This window comes from Clostridium estertheticum, assembly GCF_018861295.1.
GTDB lineage: Bacteria > Bacillota > Clostridia > Clostridiales > Clostridiaceae > Clostridium_AD > Clostridium_AD estertheticum_D.
Genome location: NZ_JAHLDM010000025.1, coordinates 1 through 25535, shown reverse-complemented (window position 1 = coordinate 25535; position 25535 = coordinate 1). Strand labels below are relative to the sequence as shown.

Below are 25535 nucleotides of genomic sequence, written 5' to 3'. Positions count from 1 at the left end.
ATGGGAAAATATTGATTTTTTTTAGTACATTATAAATTTAATTTAAATTGAAATGGACATTTAGGAGCTTAGTTTTGTTAAACTAAGCACTTTACAACCTAGATTGTTACATTTATAGGGCTATGTTTTTCTTAACGTACGAAATATCATTTTTGTGTATGCTACCCCAAGAATGTCTCTTCATCAATTTTTAGCTTTTGTGAACCGTATCCCTATAGGTCTGACCCCTTAGCATTTAGTTAGAATAAAAATGGCTTATAGAGTAAAAATACACCTGCAAATGAAAAAATAAGATAAAAACAAGCTTCATGATAAGCTAAAAAAGACAGTTTTGTTCTTATTAAGCTATCTTTTTGTTTTTCTTTCTTACTTTTGAACAGTTTCTCAAATAAATAGAAAATTACCAAACCTAAAAATGCTCCCATGGTATTCATTATTAAATCATCTATATCAGTAGTTCTCCTATCCAAAAGTTGACTTAATTCAATTGCTAATGAAAATAATAATCCTGTATATACCACTTTCCCAGCTGATTTAAATTGCTCCCAAATAAGAGGTAAAAGAAAGCCTAAAGGTAAAAACATTATAGCGTTTGCAATATGTGTCATAATTCCTCCAGAAGTAATACTAAAAGGTATTAAATTAATTTGATTTAGGCTGATAGCTGTTCCATATAGTCTAAATTCATAAAGAGTTCCAACACCAGTGCAAATAAATACAAGCATTAAGTATATATAGAAAATATAAACCCATATAAAATGCTTCCAACTATACCTATGTCCATTTTTATGTTCTTTTTTAACCATAACTATTTGAAATATAAAACAAAAAAATATTAAGCATATGTATTCATAAGATATTGATTTAATGACTGTAACAAGCATAAATGTTTCATCTCCCATTATTATACTTTTTAATATATATAAGTTATTGTGAAATATAAAATACTTCACAATAACTTATATTTATTTAATTCAAAATTTATTTTGAATTTATTATACCTTCAGCCATTTTTGACATCTCTTTAAAAGTTAATTTGTTATTTTCATCAGTAAGTTGATAATTTACCTTATTATCTGCCCATTTTAAGGAATGTGCAGTTTTAAATTCCTCATTAAGCTTACGGTTATCATTACTGCCGACATTAATTAAGATTTCTTTACCACTCTCACAAGCTTTATCAATTTCATTCTTTTCTTTTTTGGTTTTTTTATCCATTATATCTTGAGGTACTATGTGTATTTTATATTCTACCCAGTATGCAGCAGTATTTCCAATAGTTACAGCTTTAGCATTCTTAAATATTGGAGTATCATCACCTGCTCCAACTTTCAAAAGATCTAGTGACACATAATTTTCTTTATTATTGTCCTTTGAATATATACCAGCTGCTCCTCTTTTATCATATTGTTTGTCTGGTATTAAACCATCAACATGCCCCAATATATGACTTCTAATTAACTTATAGTCTCCTTCAAGTGAAGCCGGCATTTTTGCTTCATATCCTAAATTCTGTTTCAGTTCATCCTTAGATGGAGCCCTATCATACCTTTTCATATCTGTATAACCATTAACATATTTATCTATGCTCTGAAGTGCTGAGGCCCTGACACCTGGTGAAAATGTTAATACTGATCCTGTAACTATAAAAATACTACAACATGCAACAATAATAGATTTCTTAAAATTTAAAGGTAAAAATTTTTCTTTTAACATAAACTTTTCTTCACTCCTATTAAATTCAATTTCATGTTTTATATTTTCAAACATATTATCTGGGGTAGATATTTTTTCAGCCTTATCTGCTAAAACTACTTTTATTATATTTTCAAATTGTTGATGGTCTTGCTTTTTCATCTGACTCCCTCCTAATATTTTTATCAGTTAAAAAATAATCTTCAAATTCTTTACTGCTTAATCCCTTTTTAAGCAGCTTTCTAGCATTATAAAGTCTTGATTTAACGGTACCTTGAAAACAACCTAAAACTTTTGATATTTCTTTAATAGATAATTCGTTATAATAATAAAGAATAACAGTTGTTTTTAAAGGTACACTCAGCTTGTTAATAGCATTACCTACCAATTGTTTAATTTCTCTCTTTTCGGCAATATCAGATACCACTAAGCTATCTGTAACTGTGTCCTTATTATCATCCATACTTTCTATGTATAAATGATTTTTTTCTTTTGAGCAACAACGCCAGGCTATTCTTGTAAGTAAACGATAGAACCAAGCTTGAAAGGTTTCAGGATTTTTTAAATTTTTAATTTCTTTATAGCATTTTATAAAAGCCTCCTGAACTACATCCTCTGCTATATTATTCCGCCCACATATAAGACAGGCTGTTCTAAGGGCCTTGCTGCTGTATTTTTTATATAAATCATTAAAGGCATCCATATCGTCTTCTTTACAGCGCTGTATTAGATTAATCTCGTCCATGCGATTACCTCCTTTTTAGGTGCACCTATTATATAAGAGACATGAAACATAAAAAAGGTTCAAAAATTTATAGTAAAATCTGCCTGCATACGCTTCCATATTTTACATTAGCTAGTATATATTTTTAATTTTTTAGTTTATTTTCCTGATGATAATGATATACTATATTATAGTATTTATACTTTATAACTTAAAGAGTTAAGGATGACGCTCTTTTCCCTAGTGGGGGACAATAATACCATGATTGCTTGGCTGTTGGGCGATAAACAGTCTGTTATCCGATTATATAGTTTTTTAAAGGCTTTGGTTGAAAATCCAAAGCCTTTTTTTTGTGTGTATATGCAGGTGGAAAAATTATGTTAACTCAAAATGATTTGCTTAGCATAAATAGTATTTCTAATATTAGTGATGTATTATTGAAAAGGCTAGTGGTAAAGATTTCAAAAGACCTGAATATCAATTGATGAAGCGTATGTTTAGGGAAGAAGATATTTTATATATTAAATCCCTGGATAGGTTAGGAAGAAACAAGCAAATGATATTAGATGAGTGGCAGGAACTTATAAAAACAAAGAAAATAAATATAGTAGTTTTGGATATGCCATTGTTAGACACAAGAAAATATAAGGATATGAATGGGTTGTGAAATTTAATTTCTGATTATCATCATAGACAGCCTTATGCTGTACATTGGGGTGATGTCAGTACTTCCTCTTCTGATGGTGTAAGAGTTAAATCGACTCTCTTCTAAGACACGTTTCTCCACTTGGATGGGAACATATTAATTTTATTGGTCAGTATAACTTTGATGATAGTTCTGATTACAATTTAATAGACAATATGAGGCCTTTGAGGGAAATATTGCAATAATTCATAAACATTAGAATTATATTTACTATCATGATATACTAACAAATAGATCGTAATTTAAGATAATTACTTAACAAATAAAGGAGATGTTAATAAGTGAAAATAAAGAAAATATTAACTCGTTTATATGTACATGATATAAATACATCTATAGATTTATACAAAAAACTATTAAATCAAGATTGTGATTTAATAGTTAAGTATAGTGAGATGAAATTAGAATTAGCACAAATAGGTAACATTTTAATTTTAAGTGGTACTGATGAAGCTTTAAAACCATTTAAGGATACAAGTGCAACTTTCTTAGTAGATTCTGTCATTGAATTTAGAAAATTTTTATTAAAGAATGGTGCTGTAATTATTAGGGATTTAAAGAAAGTTCCAACAGGAATGAATTTTACTGTAAAACATTTAGATGGCACCATAATTGAATATGTTGAACACAAAAATATTAATACATAAATTCCATTATGCTTAAATTATGTTTTAGCGTAATTAAAACACCGATATATTCAAAGAACTTTTTGAATATATCGGTGTTTTGGTAATATATGTCTTAGCGTATAAAATCCGCGTTTTGCAGTTACTCCCCGAATTACACTTAAAAAAGAAGGTAAAATACAGCAAAAATAATCATGATTGCTATAATTACAAATAAAATGATATTTAGTAACCCTCTATAATATTATTGTGTAGTTACCTTTTTAGTTTATCATACTTTTATATAAAATTAACATTCTCTGAAATGTCATTAAATGATTCATTATTATGATACTATATACTCAAACTTAAGTAATTTGGAGGTATAATAAAATGCATGATAATGAAATAGATAATATAGGTAATATAGATAGTATAAGAAATTATTCAATAATAGCAATAATAGCGATAATAATAGGTGTCATTACATTGTATAATTATGTAAGTTATGATCACAACAAATATGTTGATATAAATTCTTTAGTAAATAAAGCTTATACAAGTTCAAAAGGATACGATTCTGATATGGCAAAATATATGTCTAAAGATGTATACAATAAGTCAAATGTTTATAGTTCCTACGAGAATTTTGAGTGTAAAAAACCTATAAAGTTTTCTTTAAGGTTAACCGAAATCAATCAACATAAAATTAATGGAAAGATATATGTATATATGATTTATGATTTTGATGTACTTGATGCAAATGGAAAGTCTGTTTCAGGCTCACGGGGTATTCCTGTTGTATTTACAGTTACAGAAACTAATGGTAATTTATACTTAGAAAATGCACATGAGTATTTGAATGGAGACCCAGTACCTAAAATATACAGATAACACCATTATAATAACTATACGATTGATAGCCCATCACTAGATATAGCATATAGAATATAACAATATGTAAATAATTTTATCTACAAATTTATTTACATCTAAGAAAACAAATATACAAACATTAATGTTTACATATTTGTACACTTCTCAATCTTTTGGACTACTTTAGTATTTTAATTTGATATAAAGGTTACAAACTGTGCTTTTAATGTCACGTAATAGACGATTCATGCTTTTTGAGTTACATTATAAACTTGAATGTAATAGCATGTTAATAGAAGTCTGCTTTATTGTATAAGGTATATTTGCAGATAGTAATTTGGTAGTATTGCCTATCCCTTCCAAAAGGTATGTTACTTATTAATATCAAAATTTGAGCTATGTAACATTCATGGTTTAAAATTATTAAATATTATTTTTAAGTACATGAAATACTGTTACTGCCTCATACTAACATGCTTTTTCGCGGGGATAGGCAAAACACCCATATTAGATCTTGATAAAGGAGGATTTCTATGAAGTATTTTTTAAATGGAGTAATTTGTTTTTTCATCGGTATTGCTTGTTGGTTTTTAGTTGGTAGATTCATTGATAAAAATTTAGCTCTTATTTTTGCTCTTTTTATTACACTAGCAATTCATGCAGCTTTAACTAATAAAATTAAATAGCACCGATCGTTTTGTTTTTTTGTAGTAATCTTTATGATAGCGTTTATATTAAGCCCTATAAGAAATGAAAATTAAGTTTAACGAAAATTTTACTGTTTTTAATAGAGAGTGAGGTCAATTATATGGAGTTTATAGGAATAATGGCATTTATAATAGCGATTTCCAATATGGGGTTAAGCGACAAATTTAAGAAGCTAGAAGCAGATGTCAAGAAAATCAATACATCAATAAAGGGGGAAACCAAAATGTCTAAAATACTTAAAGCACTTGAGGGTAAAAGATGTACACTTTCAGTTATTTCAAAAGGTCCAGTAGATTGTGAAGTTATAAACGTGGATGACGAATGGATGGAAGTAAAACAAATCTTAAAAAAAGATCAAAGTAAAACAATGATAATTAGAATTGAAAAAATAAATGATGTTGTCTATTAGTTTAGGTACTAAAATTAATTAAGGATTCTTTTGCTAAAGCGGGAAATAACCAGATAGTAATACATAAAAGTATAGCTACTAATAAAGTTTTACATATAGAAACAGCAGCTTTAGATAGGGATTCGAGTAAGATTTATATGTATGTCTTTAAGTCCTCGATAAATATCATAATTGCTGTTGCTACAAATGTTTCAAGTACTGTAAACTAATTTGTAAACACTGAATAACAAGGTTTTATAACCATTGCAAAGAAAAAAAGTGAAGAAGATAAACTAATCAGAGAAACCTAGTTACCTTCTACTTCTAATTTTTTATTAGTTTTTTTATTTCATTATTTATAACATTAGGTTCATATTGATGTATATAATGAGGACTGCCCTTAACAATTTTCTGCTTACTATCCGTTGACCAAGACTTAAAATCTTCTTGACTATTTTTCCATTTACTATCTTTTGCTTCTTCACCAGACGTTAATATTCTTAAAGGTATTTGCCCTAAATTCCCATTTTTCATTACAATCAGTGCATTTGATTTTAAATTTACTAATTCGGCTGTTTTGTTCTTGTTTGTTATAGTTTTTAAATACATTGCAGTATCAACATTTTTTAAACCTAATGGCACATGTGATAGTTGATTTCGAGATGAGTATGTTGAACTACAAAATTTTTTTGAGTAATTAAACAATAATCTAATTATTCCTTCATTCTTCAAAACTGATTTTAGTTTCATAGATGATATTTGATTTTGATCAATTTCTTCATTTGCATAAAATTCTGGACTTCCACCATCTATCATTACAATTCCTTTAACCTCATTTTTATACCTTTGGGCAAATCTTATAATTTCCAATGAACCCATCGAATGTCCTACAAGTATATATGGAGCCTTTTCCCCTGATTTTTCAAGCAATTCATGCATTTCCTTTGTAATTGTATCAATATCTCTACTTGTATTAGACACTTCGCTGTATCCATATCCCGGCCTTTCATAAACCACAGTTCTTGTATACTTTGATATCTCATTATATAAAGGATAAAAATCAGCATATGGACTTGGTGTACCGAATCCTGATACAAAAACTACTGTTGAATTTCCTTTTCCTTCTGAATAAACATGCATATCATGACCACTAACTTTAACTATTGTTCCTGGCACACTATATTTCTTGCTATCAGAATATAACCCAATTCTTTCATATATTAAGCCTGCTATACTTATTAAAAGGATCACTGTAATAAAGAAAATTGTAATATTCCTAAAACCTTTAAAAATTTTCTTTCTAATATTCATTTGTATTTTTTCTGTTTTATTTTTCATGTAATTCCACTCCCTATTAATTTTTAATTTCTAAAAAAATTATCAATTGAAGAAAATTTATCTCCAATTTTTCACTTTTCATAATAATATTCAAAACATATCTACGCATTAGTGTATTAGGTCAACAGTACACTAATATTAAACTCGTGTCAACAAAGAAATTGCAGTTATAATAAATATTATCTTGAATGAAAAAAATACCGTCTGCAGCCCAGATGGTATTTTAATATTATTTAGAATGATATATATTCACTATATTAATAGGTACTTAATTAAGTAGCAAGGAGATTTAGCTGAAATGATACACGCTGCCTGGTATATAGCATATGGAATATAACAATATGTAAATAACTTTATCAACAAAGTTATTTACACTTAAGAAAACAAATATACAAACATTAATGTTTACATACTTGTACACATATCAATCTTTGGGACTCCTTTAATATTAAAATTTGATATAAAGGTTACAAAATGTGTTTTTAATGTCACTAAATAGACGGTTCATGCTTTTGGGGTTACATTATAAAATTGAATGTAATAGCATGTTAATACAAGTCTGCTTTATTGTATAATGTATATTTGCAGAAAGTAATTTGGTAGTATTGCCTATCCCTTCCAAAAGGTATGTTACTTATTAATATCAAAATTTGAGCTATGTAACATTCATGGTTTATAAATTATTAAATATTATTTTTAAGTACATGAAATACTGTTACTGCCTCATATTAACATGCCTTTTCGCGGGGATAGGCAAAAACACCCCTATTAGATCTTGGTAAAGGAGGATTTCTATGAAGTATTTTTTAAATGGAGTAATTTGTTTTTTCATCGGTATTGCTTGTTGGTTTTTAGTTGGTAGATTCATTGATAAAAATTTAGCTCTTGTTTTTGCTCTTTTTATTACACTAGCAATTCATGCAGCTTTAAATAATAAAATTAAATAGCACCGTAAAACAAAATTCCACATCGTTTTGTTTTTTTGTAGTAATCTTTATAATAGAGTTTACATTAAGCCATATAAGGAATAAAAATTAAGTCTAACGAAAATTTTTACTATTTTTAATAGAGGGTGAGGTCAATTATATGGAGTTTATAGGAATAATGGCATTTATAATAGCGATTTCCAATATGGGATTAAGCGACAAATTTAAGAAGCTAAAAGCAGATGTCAAGAAAATCAATACATCAATAAAGGGGGAAACCAAGATGTCTAAAATACTTAAAGCACTTGAGGGTAAAAGATGTACACTTTCGATTATTTCAAAAGGTCCAGTAGATTGTGAAGTTATAAACGTGGATGAAGAATGGATGGAAGTAAAACAATTCTTAAAAAAAGATCAAAGTAAAATAATGATAATTAGAATTGAAAAGATAAATGATGTTGTCTATTAGTTTATGTACTAAAATTAATTAAGGGTTCTTTTGCTAAAGCGGGAAATAACCAGATAGTAATACATAAAAGTATAGCTACTAATAAAGTTTTACATATAGGAACAGCAGCTTTAGATAGGGATTCGAGTAAGATGTTATATGGTATGTCTTTAAGTCCTCGATAAATATCATAATTGCTGTTGCTACAAATGTTTCAAGTACTGTAAACGAGTTTGTAAACAAAAGTGTAAACACTGGATAACAAGGGTTTATAACCATTGTAAAGAAAAAAAGTGAAGAAGATAAACTAATTAGAGAAACCTAGTTACCTTCTACTATGGTAGTTTTTCTAACTGATTTAAATGGAGAATTAATTGATCAAGCTATTCAAGTACACTCAAAGCTTATGATTTCACTACATTCTAAAGGGATTAAAGCTTATGGATGAGCTCAATGTAAAAAGTTCAAAATCCGCAAATGAAATAATGTAGCTTCATGTTAAACTTGTAAAAGCTATAGATACTGCCATTTCAAAAGAGTTAGAAAATCTAGGAAAATGGGAAATATTTAAAGAATCTGCATATAGTGCTGAAAAAATAATACGTCCCTTAAATAACGATTATCTTGATTTGCTAAATAGTAGTTTTGGTAATTTAAGAAAATATTTCTAATTCTCTTTAAAAATTTAGAATTTCATCCATCAAATAATTCTACATCCTTAATAAATGCTGTTAATGTCATAAAGGATATGAATGATAACAACAAACGGAAAAATCATGTATGTAATGAAGATGGCACAATAAATAAATTCGGGGGACATATGGATCAGTGACAGTAAGCGGCATAAAAATATAAACGAATATCTTATTAGTGATGAAGACTGGATAAGTTCCTGCTTAAAGAATGAATCAGATATTTCTGTAAGTTTATCAATAGATGAGTATTTAAAAGAACGACAAGAAACGTTATTATGTTGTATGGGTTTTATCGCTTAAAACAGAAAAATTATCATATGGAATATATGTTATAATTATGAAAATAAGTTAATTCAAACTTGTATTAAAGTGTGAAATTAATTAATCTATATATTAGGAGGTAAAAATGCTAATTATTTCAGGAATAATATGTATAATCAGTTCTCTTATATTTAAGATTTGTCCACCTAAAAAAAATCCTATGTTCGGATATAAATCTATATTATCAATGAAAAATCAAGATACTTGGAGCGAATCACTTAAGTATTCAGCCAATACGCTTATTATATTAGGTTTAATTCTTATTCCTTTACAATTGATTATAAGTAAATTCGATATTAGTTATGAGTATGAGTATGAAAGAATACTAGTTGTAGTTTGTTTTGCTATTGTGATTATTATTAATGAATTGAATTTGAGAAAAATTTTTAATTCTGATGGTAGTAGAAAGTAATCATAGACCTTGTTATAGAGGGGTTTATTTTTATCTATAATAGCTTTTTATTATAAAAATACTTATTACAATATGGAGTGTGGATAAAGCTAGGAATAATGCATAAAAGGGGTGTATATTATCAATTAGACACCTAAAATGGCATGGAAATGGTATATAATGATATTAGCAAAGTTAAGAATGAGGGTATAGGCTAGTTATAGAGGTCAACACAATGTCGTGAAATGAACAGGCTCGGATTCAGATGTTGAGCCGACAAAAGCTATCACCTTAAGTATATACTTAAACGATGATAGCTACGAAAGTTGCTCAATGTCTGAAACGAGGAGTTGAACGATGCCGCGTTAGCACTGCTATGGCGATTCAATCTTTCACCTCTTTCTGAAATAAGTTTCTAATTTAAAGCTATTACTTCAATTTCCATTAATGTATCTATATTACTCATAAATTTTGATTGTTTTATAAAAATAGACGCATTTACCCCTCCCCAAAATAAAGACTTTATGCTATTTTATTTGTTCCTCCTGGAGGAGAATAGTTTTGCCGATCCAACTTCTCCTTTGTAATCATTTTACCTTTTCCACAGCAAGAACACATATTTATATCAATTCCTGTCAGCTTAAGAAGAAGCTCCGCTGCACTTAACTTAACATCTGAATTTTCACTTTTAATTTGTACTGCATCTGTAAGTTCTTTACATTTTTGAAGTTTAGTTGACCTGTTTCTATTGCTTAATATTCCATAGTGTCTAATTTTAACAAACTTTGTTGGTAAAACATGCATGAAAAATCTTCTCATAAATTCATCTACCGTAAGAGTCATAAATTTTTCTTTATTATGGTCTCTGTAATCTTTCCACTTAAATGTTACATATCCGTTTTCCAAATTTACAATTCTATGATTGGATATAGCCACTCGATGAGAGTATCTACCAAGGTACTCAAGTACATGCTCTGCACTCCCGAAAGGGGGTTTACAGTATACAACCCATTCCTTTTTGTATAACTTATCTATGAAACTATGAAATATATGTTTTTCTGTTAATTCCTGAATTCCAGTAGTATATTTAAGAGCATTACTATGATAAGCTTTTTTAAGATAAAACAAGAATTTACCTCTAAACTTTCTTGATAAAACTTTCACTGGAATAAAAAAATCTTTCTTTGAATTTATCCATCTTGTACCATCAAATGTTAATCCACCACTTGGGACTATACAACGCATATGAGGATGATTCATAAGGTTTTGACCCCAAGTATGAAGGATGCTCATAAAACCAATTTCTGCTCCTAAATATTTTTTATCTCTTGATAGTTCGAGTAGAGTTTCAGAAACAGAGTTAAATAGTATGGAATACATTTCCTTTTGGTTTGTAAGTGTTATAAAGTTGAGTTCTTGGGGTATAGTAAAAACTATATGAAAATACACTACGGGTAATAAATCTTCTTTTCTTTTTTCAAGCCACCTTTCTTTGGCTAAAGTTTGGCATTTAGGACAATGCCTATTTCTACAAGAATTATAAGATATTCTTATGTGCACACATTCATTACACTCATCCACATGACCACCGAGTTCCGCTGTTCTACAAGACTCAATAGCAATCATAGTTTTTAAAATATGTAGCGGCAGCTTATGATTTCTTCTATATTCATCACCAAATTGATTAAATATGTCTTGAATCTCAATCATATTGTTCACCTTTTTTATCTAGAAGTGAATCCAATGGACTTTTTATATTAAGTAAATCCAGCCTCCTAAGATGTAAATAGATAGTTGTAGTATTTATTTGAGTATGTCCTAACAACCTTTGGATATAACATATATCTGTTCCATCCTCTAACAAATGAGTGGCAAAACTATGGCGGAAGGTATGAATAGATGCTTTCTTAGTGATTCCAATCTTTTTTATAGATTTTTCTAGCATTCTTTGAACACTACGATGACTTATAGATCCAGTGCCACCACTTCCAGAAAATAAATATTCCGTAGGGTGATATCTTTTCCAATACTCTCTGAGAACTTCAAGATTTACTTTTGATAACAATGAATACCTATCTTTTTTACCTTTACCCTGTCTTATTAGTATTTGCATATTTTTACTATCAATATCTTTTATTTTTAGATTACAAACTTCACTGACCCTTAATCCTGCGGAGTAAACCGTCATGAGAATTGCCTTGTGTTTAAGGTTTTCAGTAACGTCGAAAATAGATTTAACTTCCTCCGGAGATAAAACAGAGGGTAATCTCTTTGGTTCTTTAAGCCTCATAATTTTATTACTGTTCCAATTCCTATCTAACGTTTTAGTATAAAAAAATTTAAGGCTTGAGTTAATATAATTAACTGTACATTCACTTAATTTTTTTTCGTGATACAATAGTGTAAATAATCGCGTATTTCTTTTTCACCTAAAAACTTTGGTGATTTATTATAAAATTTAGCAAAGTTACTAACATTATTGGTATAGGCTTTTATGCTACCTGGGCTATATCCCCTTAGTTCCATATCCATTTTCAATCTTTCTCTTAATTCTGACATAAATAATAACACTCCCTTATTTTTTATTTCGACAATAAAAGTTTATAGGAAGTGTCCATTATAATAAAGAAGTATCTTAGTAATAGGATATTTCTTTCTATTTTATTTAAGAAAAAATTAAATTAACATAATTAGCACTTGTCTGCCACCGCTGTTAGCGGTTTAGTTCAATGAATATTTCACGACATTCTGTTTTTTGTGTTCCCTAATATATAACCTGCTTTTTATCCTATTATGAATTAAATATAATGTGTTTATTATAAATATCTAAATACAAATTATTTAAAAACAGATTTGAAGATTATAGATGCGAAATATAGTAGAAGTCCCCCAAAAAACCTATCAAGCCACTTACGACATTTTTTATAGATTCGGCAAAAAAACTTAGTTGAAATCATTACTGAAAGGAAAACAAACCAACCTCCAATAGTTAATACAATTTCTAATCCATATATGCATTCTACCCATATGGGAGTGTTTGAAGTAATAAATTGTGAAAATATGCTCAAAAAGAACAAGAATGTCTTTGGATTTAATATATTGCATAAAAATCCATTTTTAAAGCCTTGTAGGAAGGTTTTACTCTCACTAACAGTTTCTGAAGATTCAAAGTTTTCTCCTTTAAGTGAAAAAGTAGATATAATAGCCTGTATTCCTAAAAATGCCAGATAACAAGCCCCTGAAATCTGTATAAATTTAAAGACATAAATGTATTTTTGTAAGATCAATGCAAGTCCCAATATTGTATAAGACGCATGAATAATTAATGCGGTTCCTACACCTATAGCAGATGCAATACCAATTTTCTTTCCATATCCAAGGCTATTCTTCATAACAATAAAGAAATCAGAACCAGGAGACAATCCAGCTAATATTCCAATTAAAAAAATTTGTAAAAACATTTTGTTATACCTCCTTAAATTGCAGTTACTTGTGAAATTCCACAAGTACCGTATTTACATGACTTTTTAACTACTAGACTTTTATATTTTAATTAACTATGTAATAATAAATATAGCCAAAAAATATTTTGTTGATAAAAATATAATATATTATAAAAGAAAAAATAATTCGATATAGAACGCTTTTATAACACTATATCGAATTATACAAGTTTAAAAATAGTTTTGCAAGTTTTTTTAAAATAAGTGATAAGGAAGAGAAGAATTTTATGAAAAGTATTAATACTAAAATTGGAGAAAATCTAAAAAAGATAAGAAAATCTAGAGGATTGACTATAGATTCATTAGCTTTGAATTCAGGAGTAAGCAAAAGTATGATAAGTGAGATAGAACGAGGATTAAGAAATCCTTCTATCTCTATACTTTGGGATATTGCAAATGCTTTAAAAACACCTTTAAATTATTTTTTAAAAGAAGACAATTTATGTTCACCTACCATATATAAAATGGGAGATCATTCTAGTATAGATGGCGATGGTTATTCTTTTCATACATTAATGAATTTTGATGAAGATAAAAAATTCGAAATATATTTTAATGAATACATGCCAAATTCTCAAACTGAAACTTCATTTCATTATGATGGTGTTGAAGAGTATGTTTTAATAACCTCTGGAAGTTTAAATGTACATATAGACAGTGAAAAGTTCACGATTAAGGAAGGAGAAGTGATACACTTTGTTGCTGATAAACCACATTACTATTGTAATGAAACTGGAAATGTAGCTAAAGCTTTTATATTGATGTTTTACTCTGATAGTATGTAATAATGGTGACATCTACACTAATTTAATTGACTAATATTATATAACAATTGTTTGAAAATTATAATGAAGAAATACTAAATGTCGTGGAAGTCTGGCTTCACGACATTTATCTTTAAACTATATATTTTTGTTTAAAATATCATTTATCTTAAAAAGATGCACCAAAATCATGTAAACCCATATATTAAGTTTGTAGTGTTATTTAAATAGATAACCTATTATCTTACTATAAAGGAGAAATGAATTAATATTGAGTAAATCATATGTTGTACAATTAAAAAATTTATTAGTAAAATTAGCATCAGGTGCTACTGAATATGCTATAGAATCATTGGCTGATTTTATTATTCCTGAAGAAACTCTTAGAGCTATTCCTAGAAATAATGAAAATACAGCTGAGGTAATTCGTGAAGTTACTTTAGAAGATGGGACAACCTTTATCATAACTATAGGATTAAAAAATAAAATCATGTCAAAAATGTTGAATGAAGTGGATAGTAACTTACCCACTTACCATTCATTTGTTAGTAATTTTAATACAAACGAAGTAAACCCTTGTGATGAAAATTCAGAATCAGAATATGTATCTGTTAACGTAAAGACGTATTCAGATAGTAATTCTGGCGGAATAAACCTTTTTGGGGCGATTACGATTAACTGGTAGTTAAGTATTCTTAAAAAAATATAATGAGAAAGATAAATGCATATGCATTTATCTTTCTTTATTGTGGTTAAAAAATCTTTGAATATATCGGTATTTGGGTGTTTTTGCCCAAACACTCCAAAAGGGGGAATAAGGACTATTTCAAAAAGTACACTTTTTGAAATAGTCCTTATTCGTTGTTTTTATGTGTCATAAGTACAGCTTATTTATTTCTGACATATGTCAAATGTATAGTACATGTTTTGAAATATAAATATAGGCAATTGGTTTGAGAATGGCTATATTTAAGAGTTTATCGAATAAGTGATTTGCCTATTCCTCCTTTCGGGGGGATGGGCAAAAATACCCAACTAAAAAACCAGAGCTCGTATTTTATCTACAAAGGTGAACTTTGGATATATATCTAGTTTCCATGACCTCAATGTAAAATAAACGAACGAACGAACTTTAACTTGATATAACGCGAACTTTTAACTTTTTTCATTCATTTTATGTCGATATAGCTAAAAAATACGTCTTACTAATTAAATTTAAACGCACTAACAATGTTCTTTGAAAACTTAATAATACTATATAAAATAGTTAAGATAGTAGACATAATCAACAAAAACAGTTCTATTATAATATGTGCTTTATATCTTTACGGATTATTTAGAATAAAAGAATAAAAAAACTAACAAACTGGGGGTATCTAATTGCCATTAACAACTGAAGCAAAATTAAAAAATTTAGTAATAGAAATACAGGCACTTTGCACAATTTATGTTAATAAAGCGCTGAAAGATGCTAAAAAGACTCGATTAATATTTAATATACAGATAATATTAACAACTATGACTACCATCTTACTTGGCTTAAAACTAGGTGAAATAGGACAATCTGTGGCATTTATTCTTAGTGCATTAGCAACGGGATTGACTTCATTGTATAATATAGAGAATCATAGAAAACAGCATAGTCAATGTTATACATATACATTTAAGCTAGTAAATTTATCAACACAAGTAAACTTTTATAGAACAAACTTTGATCCATTAGAAGAGAGTAAGTTTATAGAGTATTCTGAAACCTATTTTGAATTGATGAAAGAATTTCAAGAATTAACATCAGTTTTTCTTGAATCTAAAAATATAAAGAAAGAAGCAAAGCTCTAAAATACTGTATTATTCAGGAATGAATTTTACGGTATTTTTACGTCGTGATACAATATTAAGTCGTCACAAATAACCCCCTTATCTAATGATATGGGGGTTATTTGTGAAGACTTATGTTGATATTCTAAATGTATTATAAATCAATTATTTAAACCATCTGATTATTCTTTTGAAGTTTAGCATACATTGTTTCCTGCTGCTTTGTAGTAAATTGAAAATATATTAATGTGTTTGTTACAGATTTATGGCCCAAATAGTATTGCAACTCCTTTATATCAATTTCAGATTCTGCCAAATGAACCGCAGCCGTATGTTTTATAGTATGAAAATGATACTTTTCTATATCACTTATTTTAGCTAAGTGACAATACTTCTTCATCAAGACATCTAAAGTCTTGCGAGAGATCGGTTTTCTCTCCTGGCTTAAAAACAAAATTTGCTGATTATCGCAAATCTCATTTTGCCTAATATATTTGTTTAAGATCTTAATAGTTTCTTGATCTAATCTTATGGTGTTATTATTGCTTCCTTTAAGCCTGTGGCAATACATTTCACCTCTTGTCTTGTTATAATCCTCTAAATGTATTAACCCAACCTCAGAAGCTCTTAAAGCGCATCTATATGCTACTCTAAAAATAACCAAGTTCCTTAAAGCATGTATGCTATTATCTTTCTCTATAACTTTAAAATTTTTTTTCATTTCCGCTTGAGTAAGATATTTTACTTTCTCTTCATTTTCTTTCATCATATTTAAGCCCCCTATTTCAAAAGATAGACCTTTTAACTATTATGTCTATCTTTAAAATACCATGTTAGCCATTGATAATGCAAGCCTTAGTCCATTTCTATAAAAATAAAACATAGAAGTTGGACATTACATTGAATAAAATATAAATAAAGTTCGTTATTTATCCTTTTAAAAAAGTAAAAAGTATACAATATAATTTTCGTTATGTTGTATACTTTTTTATTTAAATAATAAATGATAAAAAATGCAAAGGTTATAAAAAGGGGACACCTTAGAACCTTTGCATTTAAAAACTGCTCCATAAAAGTGGGGCAAATTTAGATTAACTTAAGTTTAACAAAATAGCAATAAATTTACTTTACCTATACCTTAGTTTTTTATGTTATATGGAATGCTATAAATATAAATTATTTACAATATGTTATTAGTTTTGGTATGAAACTGTAACATTGAAATGATAATATAAATATATTAAAGGCTCCCCCTTTAATATATTTAATTAATAGAATGAGTCTGGATTATACCAGACCTTTTTATTTTTAATCTTATTTATAATATGGCTTAAACCATACTATAAAAATAACTCTAACAATTTAAGAAATAAGTATGAAATCATGCATAAATGGAGTGTATATTCTTAATTAGACACCTTTTATACAGTAAAATAGTAACTTATTGCATAAGGAAAAAGCATGAATTAGGGTATAGTCTAGATACATGGGTAACACAAATGTCGTGAAATACATTGTATTTTCATCCATATTATATTGTATGCCTTTGTATATAATCAGATAAAATAATAGAGGATATTATTATTTGTCTCTTTAATATAGAAGTGTTAATGTATAATCTCAGGAGGTGACTATAATAGTTAATGATAAGCTATATTCAATAGATCAAATATGTAAGTTATTTAAAATAGAAATTTTTAATTTAAGATATATAGAAAAAACTGTGGGTTTAAATATTAAGCGAAATAATGATAGCGAAATAATGATAGCGAAAAAATATATAGTCAAAACAATATTAAAACATTAAAATTAATATTTGAATTAAATGATAAAGGATTAGATTATAAAGAAGTTAAAAGAGTATTGAATCAATAATTATAAAGTTCGTTAAATGAATAGGTTTGGATTCAGATGTTGAGCCGGCCAAAACTATCACCATAAGTATATACTTAAATGATGATAGTCACTAAAATTGCTCAATTTCTGAAACAAGCTAAAGAACGATGCCGCGTTTCCACTACTATGGAGATTCAATCTTTCCCCTCTTTCTGAAATTTGTTTTAATATCAATACTCTTAACTATAATTTACACAAATGTATCTATAATCCTTCTAATCCCCAATTTAATTTTAAAAATAGACGTATTTTTCCCCTCTCCTTAATAATCACTTTATGCTATTTTGTTTGTTTCTCCTGGCGGAGAATAGTTTTGACGATTTAACTTATCTTTTGTTAGAATTTGGCCCTTACCACAGCAAGAACAAATATTTATATCTATCCCTGTCAGCTTTAAGAGAAGCTCCGCTACACTTAACTTAACTTCTAAATTTTGATTTGTATTGGCAGCCACCACAATCTTCACATCATAAATCGTTATATCAGCCTCATATCCAGACTTTGATCTCTTTGTCTTTTTACCAATGACACTTAAAATTTTATCATTATGTAAGTATACGTATACTTACGGCGTATTAATAACAGTTAGTAGAGTGGGTTCATTAATTATTGAATTTGTTTTTAGTACTCATAAAGGGCTCATCTCTTATAGCAGTTTTATTTTTTTAGGCATTGCTTTAAGTAGTATATCTTTTAATACCAATTGAATTACATTCACTTTAATCCTATAGAATGCATATACAGCAAAAGTCGTGAAAAGATACCTTACTTAATTATATAATTGAGAAATTACAGTATACGTTCTCTTGTATCAATTGTAAGTCCCTCTGTAAGGCTTTCTAAAAATAAAATAACTTCTTTTGTAATATTTAAATTTTTTTTATATGACACATAGCAATAACACTGTAAAGATGGATCTATAGGTATAATACGAATGTCTTTTAAAAAAGAATTAGCCTGAATATTGTCATATAGCATAGGTCTGTTTAATATGCATATTCCATTTCCTAAAATAGTTTTTTCAAGAAGAAGACCAATCTGAGAACTTTGATAACCTATTTGGGGTTTATACCCAGATCTGTGACAACCGTCCATTAATTGTTGATACAAGACATTTCCACTAGTAACTATATTAAAATTATGAGCTTTTAAATCACAGAATGTTATGCTGTCTTTATTATATAATATATTGTTTTTTCCTACAGCCACTGATACATCGTCCTTAAATCCTGAAAATATTTCAATGCGTTTTGAAGGCAGTGGTCTTTCTGTCATAACTACATCAATTTCGCCTCTTCCTAATTTGACCATTAAAATATTTTCATTTGCTTCTGTTACATTTACATCTATATATGGATATTTTTCCTTGAAATCATATAGAAACATGGTAGTAAAAGGTGTACAGTAGTATGGGATAATTCCAAAATTCACATAAGATTTATTCATCTTTATTGTATGAAGTGATTTCTCAAAAAGCTGATAGGTTTCTAGAACAGTTTCAATATTTTCTGCCAAGCGTTTTCCTTGTTCGGTAAGTGCATTTTTAGTCCCTATCTTTTTGAATATGTTAAATCCCAGATTAGATTCGATTTTTTTTAATGCTTTGCTTAATGCAGGCTGAGATATATATAGATTTTCAGCTGCCTGTGCCATATTTTGACTTTCTGATAATTCTTTAATGTATTTCATTTCTCTTATTTCCAATGCTATCACTTCCTATTGCCCTATTATATCCCTTTTATAAATATAACTAAAGGTTATATTTATGTTGAATTGTAGGTATTAGTATTTATATATAAAAAATACTAATATTAATCTATGAAGAATTAAGGTAGTACTTCTGAATAGATTAATATTGCTTAATGTAAATCAGGATTTAATGTTTTTTTGTTTTAGATAAAGACCAAAATTCAAATTTAGAAAGGAATGCTTGATATTAATTTACTAATAATTATGAAAAAGTTATTGGATTGGTCATACAGAAGAAATTTCTGTCATTGATTTATAAATGTAATCGTTATGAGTAAAAGTTTATATTGTAAATTATAAAATTTTATAGGAGGAATTTTAATGTCATATTTTTTAACAGACGATAATACCAAATTATACTATGAAACAACTGGTGAAGGAAACAAAACTATTCTTTTCATCCATGGGTGGTCTGCAAATCATTTGTTTTTCAAGAAACAAATACAAGTGCTGAAAAATGATTATAAGGTTGTTAGTTACGATTTGAGGGGTCATGGTTTATCAGAAGAACCTAAAAATGGTTATACAATTCCAAGATATGCACAGGATTTAAAGAATCTGATTGATTATTTTAGCTTGAAGAGTGTAGTATTAGTAGGTTGGTCAATGGGTACCGACATTATTTTTGATTATATAAAACAATTTGGTTGCGACAATGTGGAAAAGATAATAATAATGGATATGACAGCAAGACTTATAACAGATGAAAACTACAAAGTAGGACTTTATGGCAAATTTTCTCATGAAGACAATTTGAATACTATGGTAGCCATGAATGAGAATTGGAAGGAGTTCGTAAATGTATTTGTACCTGCTATTTTTGCGAAATCTGGTTGTAAAAATAAGGAAGATTTAAAATGGACATATGAAGAAGAAAATAAAAATTCAGCCACAGTTATGACTCGTATGTGGGTTACTATGAGTTCACAAGATTATAGAGATATACTACCAAAAATAACAGTACCTACATTGATAACCTTTGGTGAGGAAAGCGGTCTATATCCACGTGAAAATAGTGAATATCTAAGAGATATGATAAAAGGGTCAAAAATGGTAGGTTTTTCTAACTGTGGTCATTCACTAATGTTAGAGGATCCGGATAAGTTTAATAATGAAGTTAAGAATTTTGTAGGCTAAATTTACATAAACTGACACCATATGAAAACGGTGTCAGTTTTATTTTTAGTTGTATGCGCTCATAGTCGTAGAAATAAATATAATCATCTATAAGAAACCGAGCTTCCTAGGGTGGAGCCGACAAAACCCACGTTAAGGAATATAGTGCCATAAACCTTCGTTTTTGGCACTTAAATATAACCCTTAGAAATAGTCACTTTATACGTGATTTTCAGTTCCAAAACTATTACCAAAAACAAAGTATCAAAACAACTCTAATATAACCTTTATGGCACTTATTTTTAAATATTATTTGCTTAACGTAGTCAAAAGTCACGTTTTATATCCATTTTATGTCTTAGCGTGGGTTTTGTCGGTGTATTTATCTATTTTCAGAATGTCGCTATTCTGGTAGCCGGAATTGTGGTGGTACTATTTTTATTAAATCAGCATAAGATTGGTCATAACATTGCAAAGAAAAGATTTATTGCAGCAGGTAACTAGACTTGAGTTAAACTATTTTTTCCCAGGCGTTTGAAACGGCGTCTATAGCATGAGTGGTGAGTTCAGCAAGATTCATTTTCGAATCCGAAATCAGCCAATTCGTGTAGATTCCAATAATTCCAGAGGCAATAAATTCTGAATATACATCAAAAACATTTTCGTGTAATTCGGATTTTGAAAAGAACGAATCTTTGAGCGATGATTTCAGGATATTTTTACATTGGCTTAGAAAAAAAGCATATGATGTTATAGATGAAACATGACGATAAAAACAAATATTATCTTCCATAATATTTGTTAATCCTTGAAAGAAAAGTCTAATGTCAAATGGTCGATTTTCCTGTAATAAAACGCGGACAGCTTCAGCTGCTTCTATCGAGAATTCTTTTAGAACATCATCAATAGAAGTGTAATGAAGATAAAATGTTTTGCGGTCAATATTTGCGATAGAAGCAATTTCGGTAATTGTAATAGAATTATATTCTTTGATTTGTATCAGATGAATAAATGCATTATGTATTGAATCCTTTGTCTTTTGAATTCTTCGATCTATTTTTTTCATAAAAACCCTCCTGATATTCATCAATTTAGCAATATATGTAGATTAATACTCAAACATAAAGTTGTTGGCAATTGATTGTATTTCTTGAGTTGATTATAATACTTATATGATGAATAATCAACAGAACGGAAATAAAATGAGGAAGTAAAATGATAGAAAAATTATTTTCTTATTATCCACAAAATTACAGGTTAGAAGATTTCACATATGCTTTTAGTCATGATAATCCACACTTTGCCATGTTACTTATAGTTGCAGCATTTACATTTTTTATCGGTTACTTGGAATATGTTTATAACTTCAAACTAGTAAGAAGGAAGAAAAGTGCGACTTATCCGGTATGGATGCACATGATTCCATGGGGCCGATAGTTTTTGCAATGGCAGCAAAGGCAACATGAGGTTTCTGGTTTTTTACACTGGATTCTATTGCACTTGTAATATTGGATCTGTTCGAAGTATATAACCTGTATAAATGCATATTCGTTGAGAGACAAGAAATATGGGGATACCTTCATGAAGAACCGGTTAAGGTAAAAGAGGCATTTTTAAGAGTGCTTGGGCGGATTATAGTATTTGTTGGAGCCGTAAATTTATTCAGAGTGTTTATGAATGATCCATACATGTTTAAATGGTTTATTTTTACGAATATTTTGATAGCTATTCTTCCGGGTCTTTACTGGGAAAAGAAAAAAACCCAGATCGGTGCGTCATATCAGCTGGCAATTGTAATTTTGATTGGTACAATCAACTCGGTTCTTCCTTCTAACATGTGGGCAATGGCGAGTGACTATTTTTCGTTTTCAAATAACCCGTGGTTTTATCTGATAGGCATTGTGAGCATTGCTTATTCAATTAGAAATATCATTGTATTGAAAAGATTGCCAAAAAAGCCGTCACTGATGAATGATGGTAAAAAATTAGTTTGGTAATGAGGGAGGAAAATCATGTACACGATTCAACAAGTAATGGCTGAGGTGAATGCTCATAAGACATTAATTGTCATGCTGGCATTTACAACATATGGATTTGGTTTTTTACAATATTTTACAAGCATGTATATGCAGGTGAAACATAAGCAGTGTCCATTTTATTTTTGGCAGCACTGCTGGTATTTTGGACACGATATCACATTTTCATTATTGTTTGCCCAATGGTTTTTCAAGATTGATTTCTGGTTATTTAAAGTGCTCTGTATTGGCTGCATGATTTTTGTTGTAATAGAAATATTTTCTTTATATCAATCAGTGAGGAATGAAAGGAATGAAATATGGGGTAAGTATTATAAAGATGGGAATGTAAGCGAAAAGACGGGGTGGGTCAGAGGAATAGCAGGCTATATCATAGGAGCTGTTCTTTTTATGACAATTAGACTAGCAATTGGAGATGTGATGTGTTTGGTGCTCATGATGTCAACGAATGCAACGCTTGCTATTGTTACTCAGTTCAGGTTGGAAGAGATAGGATTCAGACAAAAAGGAATTATCCCTTTGACGTGGTTTACTTTGCTTGGTACAATTTTAACCTTTTCTCCGCCAGGAATTGGTTTTTTTGCAACGGCTGTTCCGATTCTGAATTCAACATGGTTTTATGTATTGGGGGGAGTAAGTGTATTATGTGCTATGAGATATCTGATTGTTGCATATAGACTTCCTAAGCAACAAAATTTATTATCTTGAAATATTAAATAATTAAAGTAAACTATTTGTTGGTAAGCGATGGAACACATACCGTTACCTAAAAAATGAGCTCCACATTAATTTGTGGAGCTGTATCTTTTAATAAAATCCTTCTTTTGCAATTTTCTTTATGTACTCAAAAGTAAACCCATGTCACTAGATATGGGTTTACTTTCTTAAGTGCGTATTGATATTGTGAATGTAACACAATACTGAACTGCTCCTTGTCACCTTATAGGGAGCATATCACAATTGAGTTACATTCACATTGAGTCTATTAACCTGTTCCACCTTTTGAGCGGGATGGGAAATTACCATATAACTCTTTTACCAACTTCACTTATTTTAGGTGGAAAACTTAATACTAAAAAAACATTTTTTAGTGCAAAAAGAACAACAACTACACCTGTAATATAAAACCATGGCTTATCAAAATATGTTGAAGCCGTTGTAAACATACCAAATCCAGCAGGAAGGAATGTATTTATTGTACCAATTAAAATTGTTATAGCTAATCCAACTGCAGTGCCTTTTCGGGTTTGACGTTCACTCCATAAATAACCGGGACCTGTTGCCATAATAATGTTAGTAAAGGTAAACCATTTAAGCATAACAACATCGTTCATAAATACACGGAACAGGTTTACAACACAATACATTAACATAATTTGTCCAATAATACGAAAGATTGCTTGTCTTACAGTAACAGGCTCTTTATAGTATTTACCCCAAATATCTTGACGTTCAACTTTTACCGCCATATATAAGTTAAATACTTCGAATAAACTCCAAATAACTAATGCAATTGAAGCAGTCGTAAAAAACCAAAACCAATGGTTATTTTTTGCTAATAAAAAAAATATTACTGCTCCTGTAGTATCATGTGCAAAATAGAATATGTGCATCCAAATAGGAAATGGAGCACTCTTCTCCTTAATTACTAAAGCGAAGCTATAAATATACTCTATATATCCAATCAAAAACGTAAATGCAGATATTCCTACTAAAGATGGGTTATTAGTATAAGCTTTTATAATTTCTTGAACCATTGACATCATCTCCTTAATTTAATACTATACATGTATAGTATTAAATTAAGGAGATGATGTCAATATAAATATATAAAATACTTATTGTTCTCTATTGCCATACCAAAGTACTTCTTTTTGATAGTACCTCTCAAAATCTTTTATATCAATTTTTTTAATTAGCTTATTTGATTGCTTAATAATTTGTCCGATTTCACTATTAGAATCATCTAAAATATTTATAAAAGAGCTTACCATCTGCTGAGCAATATAGCTTCCTGAGACTTCCAACTCATATTTAGATAGAAGGTTACTACCTCCTCCCATAGAAAATGTTAACGCAATTAAATACCGATCATTTAGATTCTTTTTAAAATATTTATCATTCATACTTTCTAGCCAATCATTAACTATATTAATCCATAAATCAAGTAAGTTTTCATTCCTTATAACATTATTAATAAATCTCCTTAAGTCGTCTTGTTCAAGAATGACTGAAAAAAATAAATTTGCATATACCGAGAGTTTTACATAAATTTCTGTTGTACTAGCCAAATTATAATCAACATATTCAAATGATTTTTCTAGTAAATCAGTGAGCATATTTCCAACAATATTTTTCTTTTGTTGAAAATAATATTGTAATAAAGATTTACTTATAGAAGCACTCACAGCGATATCGTTCATGGTTACATCATTATATGCTTTTTTAGAGAACAACTTGAATGAACTACTTAAAATTTCATTACGCTTTTTTAAATTTTTTTGCCTACTCATTTAAATCCCCTCTCTTACATTTCATATTCTTTTATATACCTATATAATGTTGCTTTGCTTATGCTCAATAATTTTGCAAATTCAACTCCGGTTATTTCTTTATCTTTCCACTTACTATAATACTTCTTGAAGTCTTCTGGTAAAATTCTATTAGGTCTACCCAACTTAATGCCTTTAGCCTTAGCATTCTTTAATCCCTCTATAACTCTACCCTGTATTTTCTCCCGTTCCTTATCAGCTATATAAGACAAGAAATTAATAAGCATATTGTTTATCGTATAATCTAATTTGGTGTCTCCTGTGCTTACTAATGGCGTAT

At 28.8% G+C, this 25535-nt stretch carries 30 protein-coding genes and 2 pseudogenes; 16 read left to right on the top strand and 16 right to left on the bottom strand.

All coding sequences use genetic code 11. The features are described from left to right. Window positions 1-239: 239 nt before the first annotated feature. From KPL54_RS19945 to KPL54_RS19935, 3 genes are all read right to left on the bottom strand, one after another. Complete coding sequence (locus KPL54_RS19945; protein WP_216108293.1) at window positions 240-884, bottom strand: VanZ family protein; 645 nt, start codon at window positions 882-884, stop codon at window positions 240-242. Window positions 885-981: 97 nt separating this feature from the next. Then, the gene (locus KPL54_RS19940; protein ID WP_216108292.1) at window positions 982-1857 is read right to left on the bottom strand and encodes a hypothetical protein; all 876 of its coding nucleotides are present in this window, start codon (window positions 1855-1857) and stop codon (window positions 982-984) included. Further along, complete coding sequence (locus KPL54_RS19935; RefSeq protein WP_216108291.1) at window positions 1829-2440, bottom strand: RNA polymerase sigma factor; 612 nt, start codon at window positions 2438-2440, stop codon at window positions 1829-1831. Before KPL54_RS19935 ends, KPL54_RS19940 begins: the two co-directional genes overlap by 29 nt. Window positions 2441-2903: 463 nt before the next feature. On the opposite strand from KPL54_RS19935, the gene KPL54_RS19930 reads away from it, so the two are divergent. From KPL54_RS19930 to KPL54_RS19910, 5 genes are all read left to right on the top strand, one after another. After that, window positions 2904-3086 (top strand): recombinase family protein, encoded by a 183-nt coding sequence (locus KPL54_RS19930; protein WP_445986078.1) that lies wholly within the window; start codon window positions 2904-2906, stop codon window positions 3084-3086. A gap of 320 nt (window positions 3087-3406) precedes the next feature. Next, on the top strand, window positions 3407-3772 hold the full coding sequence (locus KPL54_RS19925; RefSeq protein ID WP_216108290.1) for a VOC family protein: 366 nt from the start codon (window positions 3407-3409) through the stop codon (window positions 3770-3772). Window positions 3773-4123: 351 nt separating this feature from the next. Then, window positions 4124-4624, top strand: a complete 501-nt coding sequence (locus KPL54_RS19920) for a hypothetical protein (RefSeq protein ID WP_216108289.1) — start codon at window positions 4124-4126, stop codon at window positions 4622-4624. Window positions 4625-5139: 515 nt separating this feature from the next. Further along, window positions 5140-5292, top strand: coding sequence for a hypothetical protein (locus tag KPL54_RS19915; RefSeq protein WP_216108288.1), 153 nt, complete (start codon window positions 5140-5142; stop codon window positions 5290-5292). A 122-nt stretch (window positions 5293-5414) separates the two neighbouring features. Further along, window positions 5415-5723 carry a hypothetical protein gene (locus KPL54_RS19910; RefSeq protein WP_216108287.1) on the top strand — a complete coding sequence of 103 codons (309 nt, stop codon included), beginning with the start codon at window positions 5415-5417 and terminating at the stop codon, window positions 5721-5723. A gap of 303 nt (window positions 5724-6026) precedes the next feature. Here KPL54_RS19910 and KPL54_RS19905 read toward each other — a convergent pair whose 3' ends face one another. Beyond that, on the bottom strand, window positions 6027-7040 hold the full coding sequence (locus KPL54_RS19905) for an alpha/beta fold hydrolase (protein ID WP_216108286.1): 1014 nt from the start codon (window positions 7038-7040) through the stop codon (window positions 6027-6029). A 794-nt stretch (window positions 7041-7834) separates the two neighbouring features. Here KPL54_RS19905 and KPL54_RS19900 point away from each other — a divergent pair. The 3 genes from KPL54_RS19900 to KPL54_RS19890 all read left to right on the top strand — a co-directional run bounded on the left by KPL54_RS19900 (window position 7835) and on the right by KPL54_RS19890 (window position 9842). After that, entirely contained in the window at window positions 7835-7987 is a 153-nt protein-coding gene (locus KPL54_RS19900; RefSeq protein ID WP_216108285.1) for a hypothetical protein, read from the top strand. Between the two features lie 139 nt (window positions 7988-8126). Beyond that, a complete protein-coding gene (locus tag KPL54_RS19895; protein ID WP_216108284.1) occupies window positions 8127-8435 on the top strand; it encodes a hypothetical protein in 309 nt (102 codons plus the stop codon). A gap of 1080 nt (window positions 8436-9515) precedes the next feature. Next, window positions 9516-9842, top strand: a complete 327-nt coding sequence (locus KPL54_RS19890; RefSeq protein ID WP_216108283.1) for an SdpI family protein — start codon at window positions 9516-9518, stop codon at window positions 9840-9842. A gap of 501 nt (window positions 9843-10343) precedes the next feature. Here the strand turns inward: KPL54_RS19890 and KPL54_RS19885 are convergent. The 4 genes from KPL54_RS19885 to KPL54_RS19875 form a co-directional block, all read right to left on the bottom strand. Continuing rightward, entirely contained in the window at window positions 10344-11531 is a 1188-nt protein-coding gene (locus tag KPL54_RS19885) for an IS91 family transposase (RefSeq protein ID WP_216108282.1), read from the bottom strand. Continuing rightward, the gene (locus KPL54_RS19880) at window positions 11524-12111 is read right to left on the bottom strand and encodes a tyrosine-type recombinase/integrase (protein WP_253203613.1); all 588 of its coding nucleotides are present in this window, start codon (window positions 12109-12111) and stop codon (window positions 11524-11526) included. The genes KPL54_RS19885 and KPL54_RS19880 overlap by 8 nt, the downstream gene beginning before the upstream one ends. Before the next feature lie 86 nt (window positions 12112-12197). Beyond that, complete coding sequence (locus tag KPL54_RS26175; RefSeq protein WP_253203605.1) at window positions 12198-12380, bottom strand: phage integrase N-terminal SAM-like domain-containing protein; 183 nt, start codon at window positions 12378-12380, stop codon at window positions 12198-12200. A gap of 278 nt (window positions 12381-12658) precedes the next feature. Beyond that, on the bottom strand, window positions 12659-13282 hold the full coding sequence (locus KPL54_RS19875; protein ID WP_216108281.1) for a LysE family translocator: 624 nt from the start codon (window positions 13280-13282) through the stop codon (window positions 12659-12661). A 269-nt stretch (window positions 13283-13551) separates the two neighbouring features. Between KPL54_RS19875 and KPL54_RS19870 the strand changes: the two genes are divergently transcribed. The 3 genes from KPL54_RS19870 (at window position 13552) to KPL54_RS19860 (ending at window position 15927) form a co-directional block, all read left to right on the top strand. Further along, window positions 13552-14109 carry a helix-turn-helix domain-containing protein gene (locus KPL54_RS19870; RefSeq protein WP_216108280.1) on the top strand — a complete coding sequence of 186 codons (558 nt, stop codon included), beginning with the start codon at window positions 13552-13554 and terminating at the stop codon, window positions 14107-14109. Window positions 14110-14359: 250 nt separating this feature from the next. Further along, window positions 14360-14773, top strand: a complete 414-nt coding sequence (locus KPL54_RS19865) for a hypothetical protein (protein WP_216108279.1) — start codon at window positions 14360-14362, stop codon at window positions 14771-14773. A 695-nt stretch (window positions 14774-15468) separates the two neighbouring features. Continuing rightward, window positions 15469-15927: a hypothetical protein gene (locus tag KPL54_RS19860; protein ID WP_216108278.1), complete on the top strand. Its 459-nt coding sequence runs from the start codon at window positions 15469-15471 to the stop codon at window positions 15925-15927. A 148-nt stretch (window positions 15928-16075) separates the two neighbouring features. Here the strand turns inward: KPL54_RS19860 and KPL54_RS19855 are convergent, their stop codons facing one another. After that, complete coding sequence (locus tag KPL54_RS19855) at window positions 16076-16675, bottom strand: tyrosine-type recombinase/integrase (protein WP_216108277.1); 600 nt, start codon at window positions 16673-16675, stop codon at window positions 16076-16078. Window positions 16676-17682: 1007 nt separating this feature from the next. On the opposite strand from KPL54_RS19855, the gene KPL54_RS26860 reads away from it, so the two are divergent. Continuing rightward, on the top strand, window positions 17683-17781 hold the full coding sequence (locus KPL54_RS26860) for a MerR family transcriptional regulator (RefSeq protein ID WP_216108339.1): 99 nt from the start codon (window positions 17683-17685) through the stop codon (window positions 17779-17781). Window positions 17782-18076: 295 nt separating this feature from the next. Here KPL54_RS26860 and KPL54_RS19845 read toward each other — a convergent pair. Together KPL54_RS19845 and KPL54_RS19840 are read right to left on the bottom strand one after the other, a co-directional pair. Further along, window positions 18077-18241, bottom strand: a pseudogene (locus KPL54_RS19845) (IS91 family transposase); the annotation flags it as partial. A gap of 350 nt (window positions 18242-18591) precedes the next feature. Next, window positions 18592-19506, bottom strand: a complete 915-nt coding sequence (locus tag KPL54_RS19840; RefSeq protein WP_216108275.1) for a LysR family transcriptional regulator — start codon at window positions 19504-19506, stop codon at window positions 18592-18594. 366 nt (window positions 19507-19872) lie between these two features. Between KPL54_RS19840 and KPL54_RS19835 the strand changes: the two genes are divergently transcribed. After that, window positions 19873-20688: an alpha/beta fold hydrolase gene (locus KPL54_RS19835; RefSeq protein ID WP_216108274.1), complete on the top strand. Its 816-nt coding sequence runs from the start codon at window positions 19873-19875 to the stop codon at window positions 20686-20688. Here KPL54_RS19835 and KPL54_RS26855 read toward each other — a convergent pair. Further along, entirely contained in the window at window positions 20669-20779 is a 111-nt protein-coding gene (locus KPL54_RS26855; RefSeq protein ID WP_375373006.1) for a hypothetical protein, read from the bottom strand. The two genes, KPL54_RS19835 and KPL54_RS26855, sit on opposite strands and share 20 nt — an antisense overlap. 399 nt (window positions 20780-21178) lie before the next feature. Next, window positions 21179-21733: a TetR/AcrR family transcriptional regulator gene (locus KPL54_RS19830; RefSeq protein WP_216108273.1), complete on the bottom strand. Its 555-nt coding sequence runs from the start codon at window positions 21731-21733 to the stop codon at window positions 21179-21181. A gap of 149 nt (window positions 21734-21882) precedes the next feature. Here KPL54_RS19830 and KPL54_RS19825 point away from each other — a divergent pair, with 149 nt between their 5' ends. The 3 genes from KPL54_RS19825 to KPL54_RS19815 all read left to right on the top strand — a co-directional run bounded on the left by KPL54_RS19825 (window position 21883) and on the right by KPL54_RS19815 (window position 23411). Continuing rightward, entirely contained in the window at window positions 21883-22104 is a 222-nt protein-coding gene (locus KPL54_RS19825) for a hypothetical protein (protein ID WP_216108272.1), read from the top strand. Window positions 22105-22286: 182 nt separating this feature from the next. After that, window positions 22287-22664 carry a hypothetical protein gene (locus tag KPL54_RS19820; RefSeq protein WP_216108271.1) on the top strand — a complete coding sequence of 126 codons (378 nt, stop codon included), beginning with the start codon at window positions 22287-22289 and terminating at the stop codon, window positions 22662-22664. A 15-nt stretch (window positions 22665-22679) separates the two neighbouring features. Beyond that, window positions 22680-23411, top strand: a complete 732-nt coding sequence (locus KPL54_RS19815; protein ID WP_216108270.1) for a hypothetical protein — start codon at window positions 22680-22682, stop codon at window positions 23409-23411. Between the two features lie 311 nt (window positions 23412-23722). Here the strand turns inward: KPL54_RS19815 and KPL54_RS19810 are convergent, their stop codons facing one another. From KPL54_RS19810 to KPL54_RS19800, 3 genes and pseudogenes are all read right to left on the bottom strand, one after another. After that, window positions 23723-24460: a hypothetical protein gene (locus KPL54_RS19810; protein WP_216108269.1), complete on the bottom strand. Its 738-nt coding sequence runs from the start codon at window positions 24458-24460 to the stop codon at window positions 23723-23725. Window positions 24461-24541: 81 nt separating this feature from the next. Next, window positions 24542-25216, bottom strand: a complete 675-nt coding sequence (locus tag KPL54_RS19805; RefSeq protein WP_216108268.1) for a TetR/AcrR family transcriptional regulator — start codon at window positions 25214-25216, stop codon at window positions 24542-24544. A 14-nt stretch (window positions 25217-25230) separates the two neighbouring features. Continuing rightward, window positions 25231-25535, bottom strand: a pseudogene (locus tag KPL54_RS19800) (recombinase family protein); the annotation flags it as partial.

Bases quoted from the DNA above. Each gene is read 5' to 3' on its own strand.
- KPL54_RS19875 (WP_216108281.1), bottom strand. From the start codon at position 13,282: ATGTTTTTACAAATTTTTTTAATTGGAATATTAGCTGGATTGTCTCCT.
- KPL54_RS19835 (WP_216108274.1), top strand. From the start codon at position 19,873: ATGTCATATTTTTTAACAGACGATAATACCAAATTATACTATGAAACA.
- KPL54_RS19830 (WP_216108273.1), bottom strand. From the start codon at position 21,733: ATGAAAAAAATAGATCGAAGAATTCAAAAGACAAAGGATTCAATACAT.
- KPL54_RS19890 (WP_216108283.1), top strand. From the start codon at position 9,516: ATGCTAATTATTTCAGGAATAATATGTATAATCAGTTCTCTTATATTT.
- KPL54_RS19920 (WP_216108289.1), top strand. From the start codon at position 4,124: ATGCATGATAATGAAATAGATAATATAGGTAATATAGATAGTATAAGA.
- KPL54_RS19870 (WP_216108280.1), top strand. From the start codon at position 13,552: ATGAAAAGTATTAATACTAAAATTGGAGAAAATCTAAAAAAGATAAGA.
- KPL54_RS19815 (WP_216108270.1), top strand. From the start codon at position 22,680: ATGTACACGATTCAACAAGTAATGGCTGAGGTGAATGCTCATAAGACA.
- KPL54_RS19930 (WP_445986078.1), top strand. From the start codon at position 2,904: ATGAAGCGTATGTTTAGGGAAGAAGATATTTTATATATTAAATCCCTG.
- KPL54_RS19905 (WP_216108286.1), bottom strand. From the start codon at position 7,040: ATGAAAAATAAAACAGAAAAAATACAAATGAATATTAGAAAGAAAATT.
- KPL54_RS19900 (WP_216108285.1), top strand. From the start codon at position 7,835: ATGAAGTATTTTTTAAATGGAGTAATTTGTTTTTTCATCGGTATTGCT.
- KPL54_RS19935 (WP_216108291.1), bottom strand. From the start codon at position 2,440: ATGGACGAGATTAATCTAATACAGCGCTGTAAAGAAGACGATATGGAT.
- KPL54_RS19825 (WP_216108272.1), top strand. From the start codon at position 21,883: ATGATAGAAAAATTATTTTCTTATTATCCACAAAATTACAGGTTAGAA.
- KPL54_RS19810 (WP_216108269.1), bottom strand. From the start codon at position 24,460: ATGGTTCAAGAAATTATAAAAGCTTATACTAATAACCCATCTTTAGTA.
- KPL54_RS26175 (WP_253203605.1), bottom strand. From the start codon at position 12,380: ATGTCAGAATTAAGAGAAAGATTGAAAATGGATATGGAACTAAGGGGA.
- KPL54_RS19885 (WP_216108282.1), bottom strand. From the start codon at position 11,531: ATGATTGAGATTCAAGACATATTTAATCAATTTGGTGATGAATATAGA.
- KPL54_RS19895 (WP_216108284.1), top strand. From the start codon at position 8,127: ATGGAGTTTATAGGAATAATGGCATTTATAATAGCGATTTCCAATATG.
- KPL54_RS19855 (WP_216108277.1), bottom strand. From the start codon at position 16,675: ATGATGAAAGAAAATGAAGAGAAAGTAAAATATCTTACTCAAGCGGAA.
- KPL54_RS19805 (WP_216108268.1), bottom strand. From the start codon at position 25,216: ATGAGTAGGCAAAAAAATTTAAAAAAGCGTAATGAAATTTTAAGTAGT.
- KPL54_RS19915 (WP_216108288.1), top strand. From the start codon at position 5,140: ATGAAGTATTTTTTAAATGGAGTAATTTGTTTTTTCATCGGTATTGCT.
- KPL54_RS19880 (WP_253203613.1), bottom strand. From the start codon at position 12,111: ATGAGGCTTAAAGAACCAAAGAGATTACCCTCTGTTTTATCTCCGGAG.
- KPL54_RS19945 (WP_216108293.1), bottom strand. From the start codon at position 884: ATGCTTGTTACAGTCATTAAATCAATATCTTATGAATACATATGCTTA.
- KPL54_RS19940 (WP_216108292.1), bottom strand. From the start codon at position 1,857: ATGAAAAAGCAAGACCATCAACAATTTGAAAATATAATAAAAGTAGTT.
- KPL54_RS19910 (WP_216108287.1), top strand. From the start codon at position 5,415: ATGGAGTTTATAGGAATAATGGCATTTATAATAGCGATTTCCAATATG.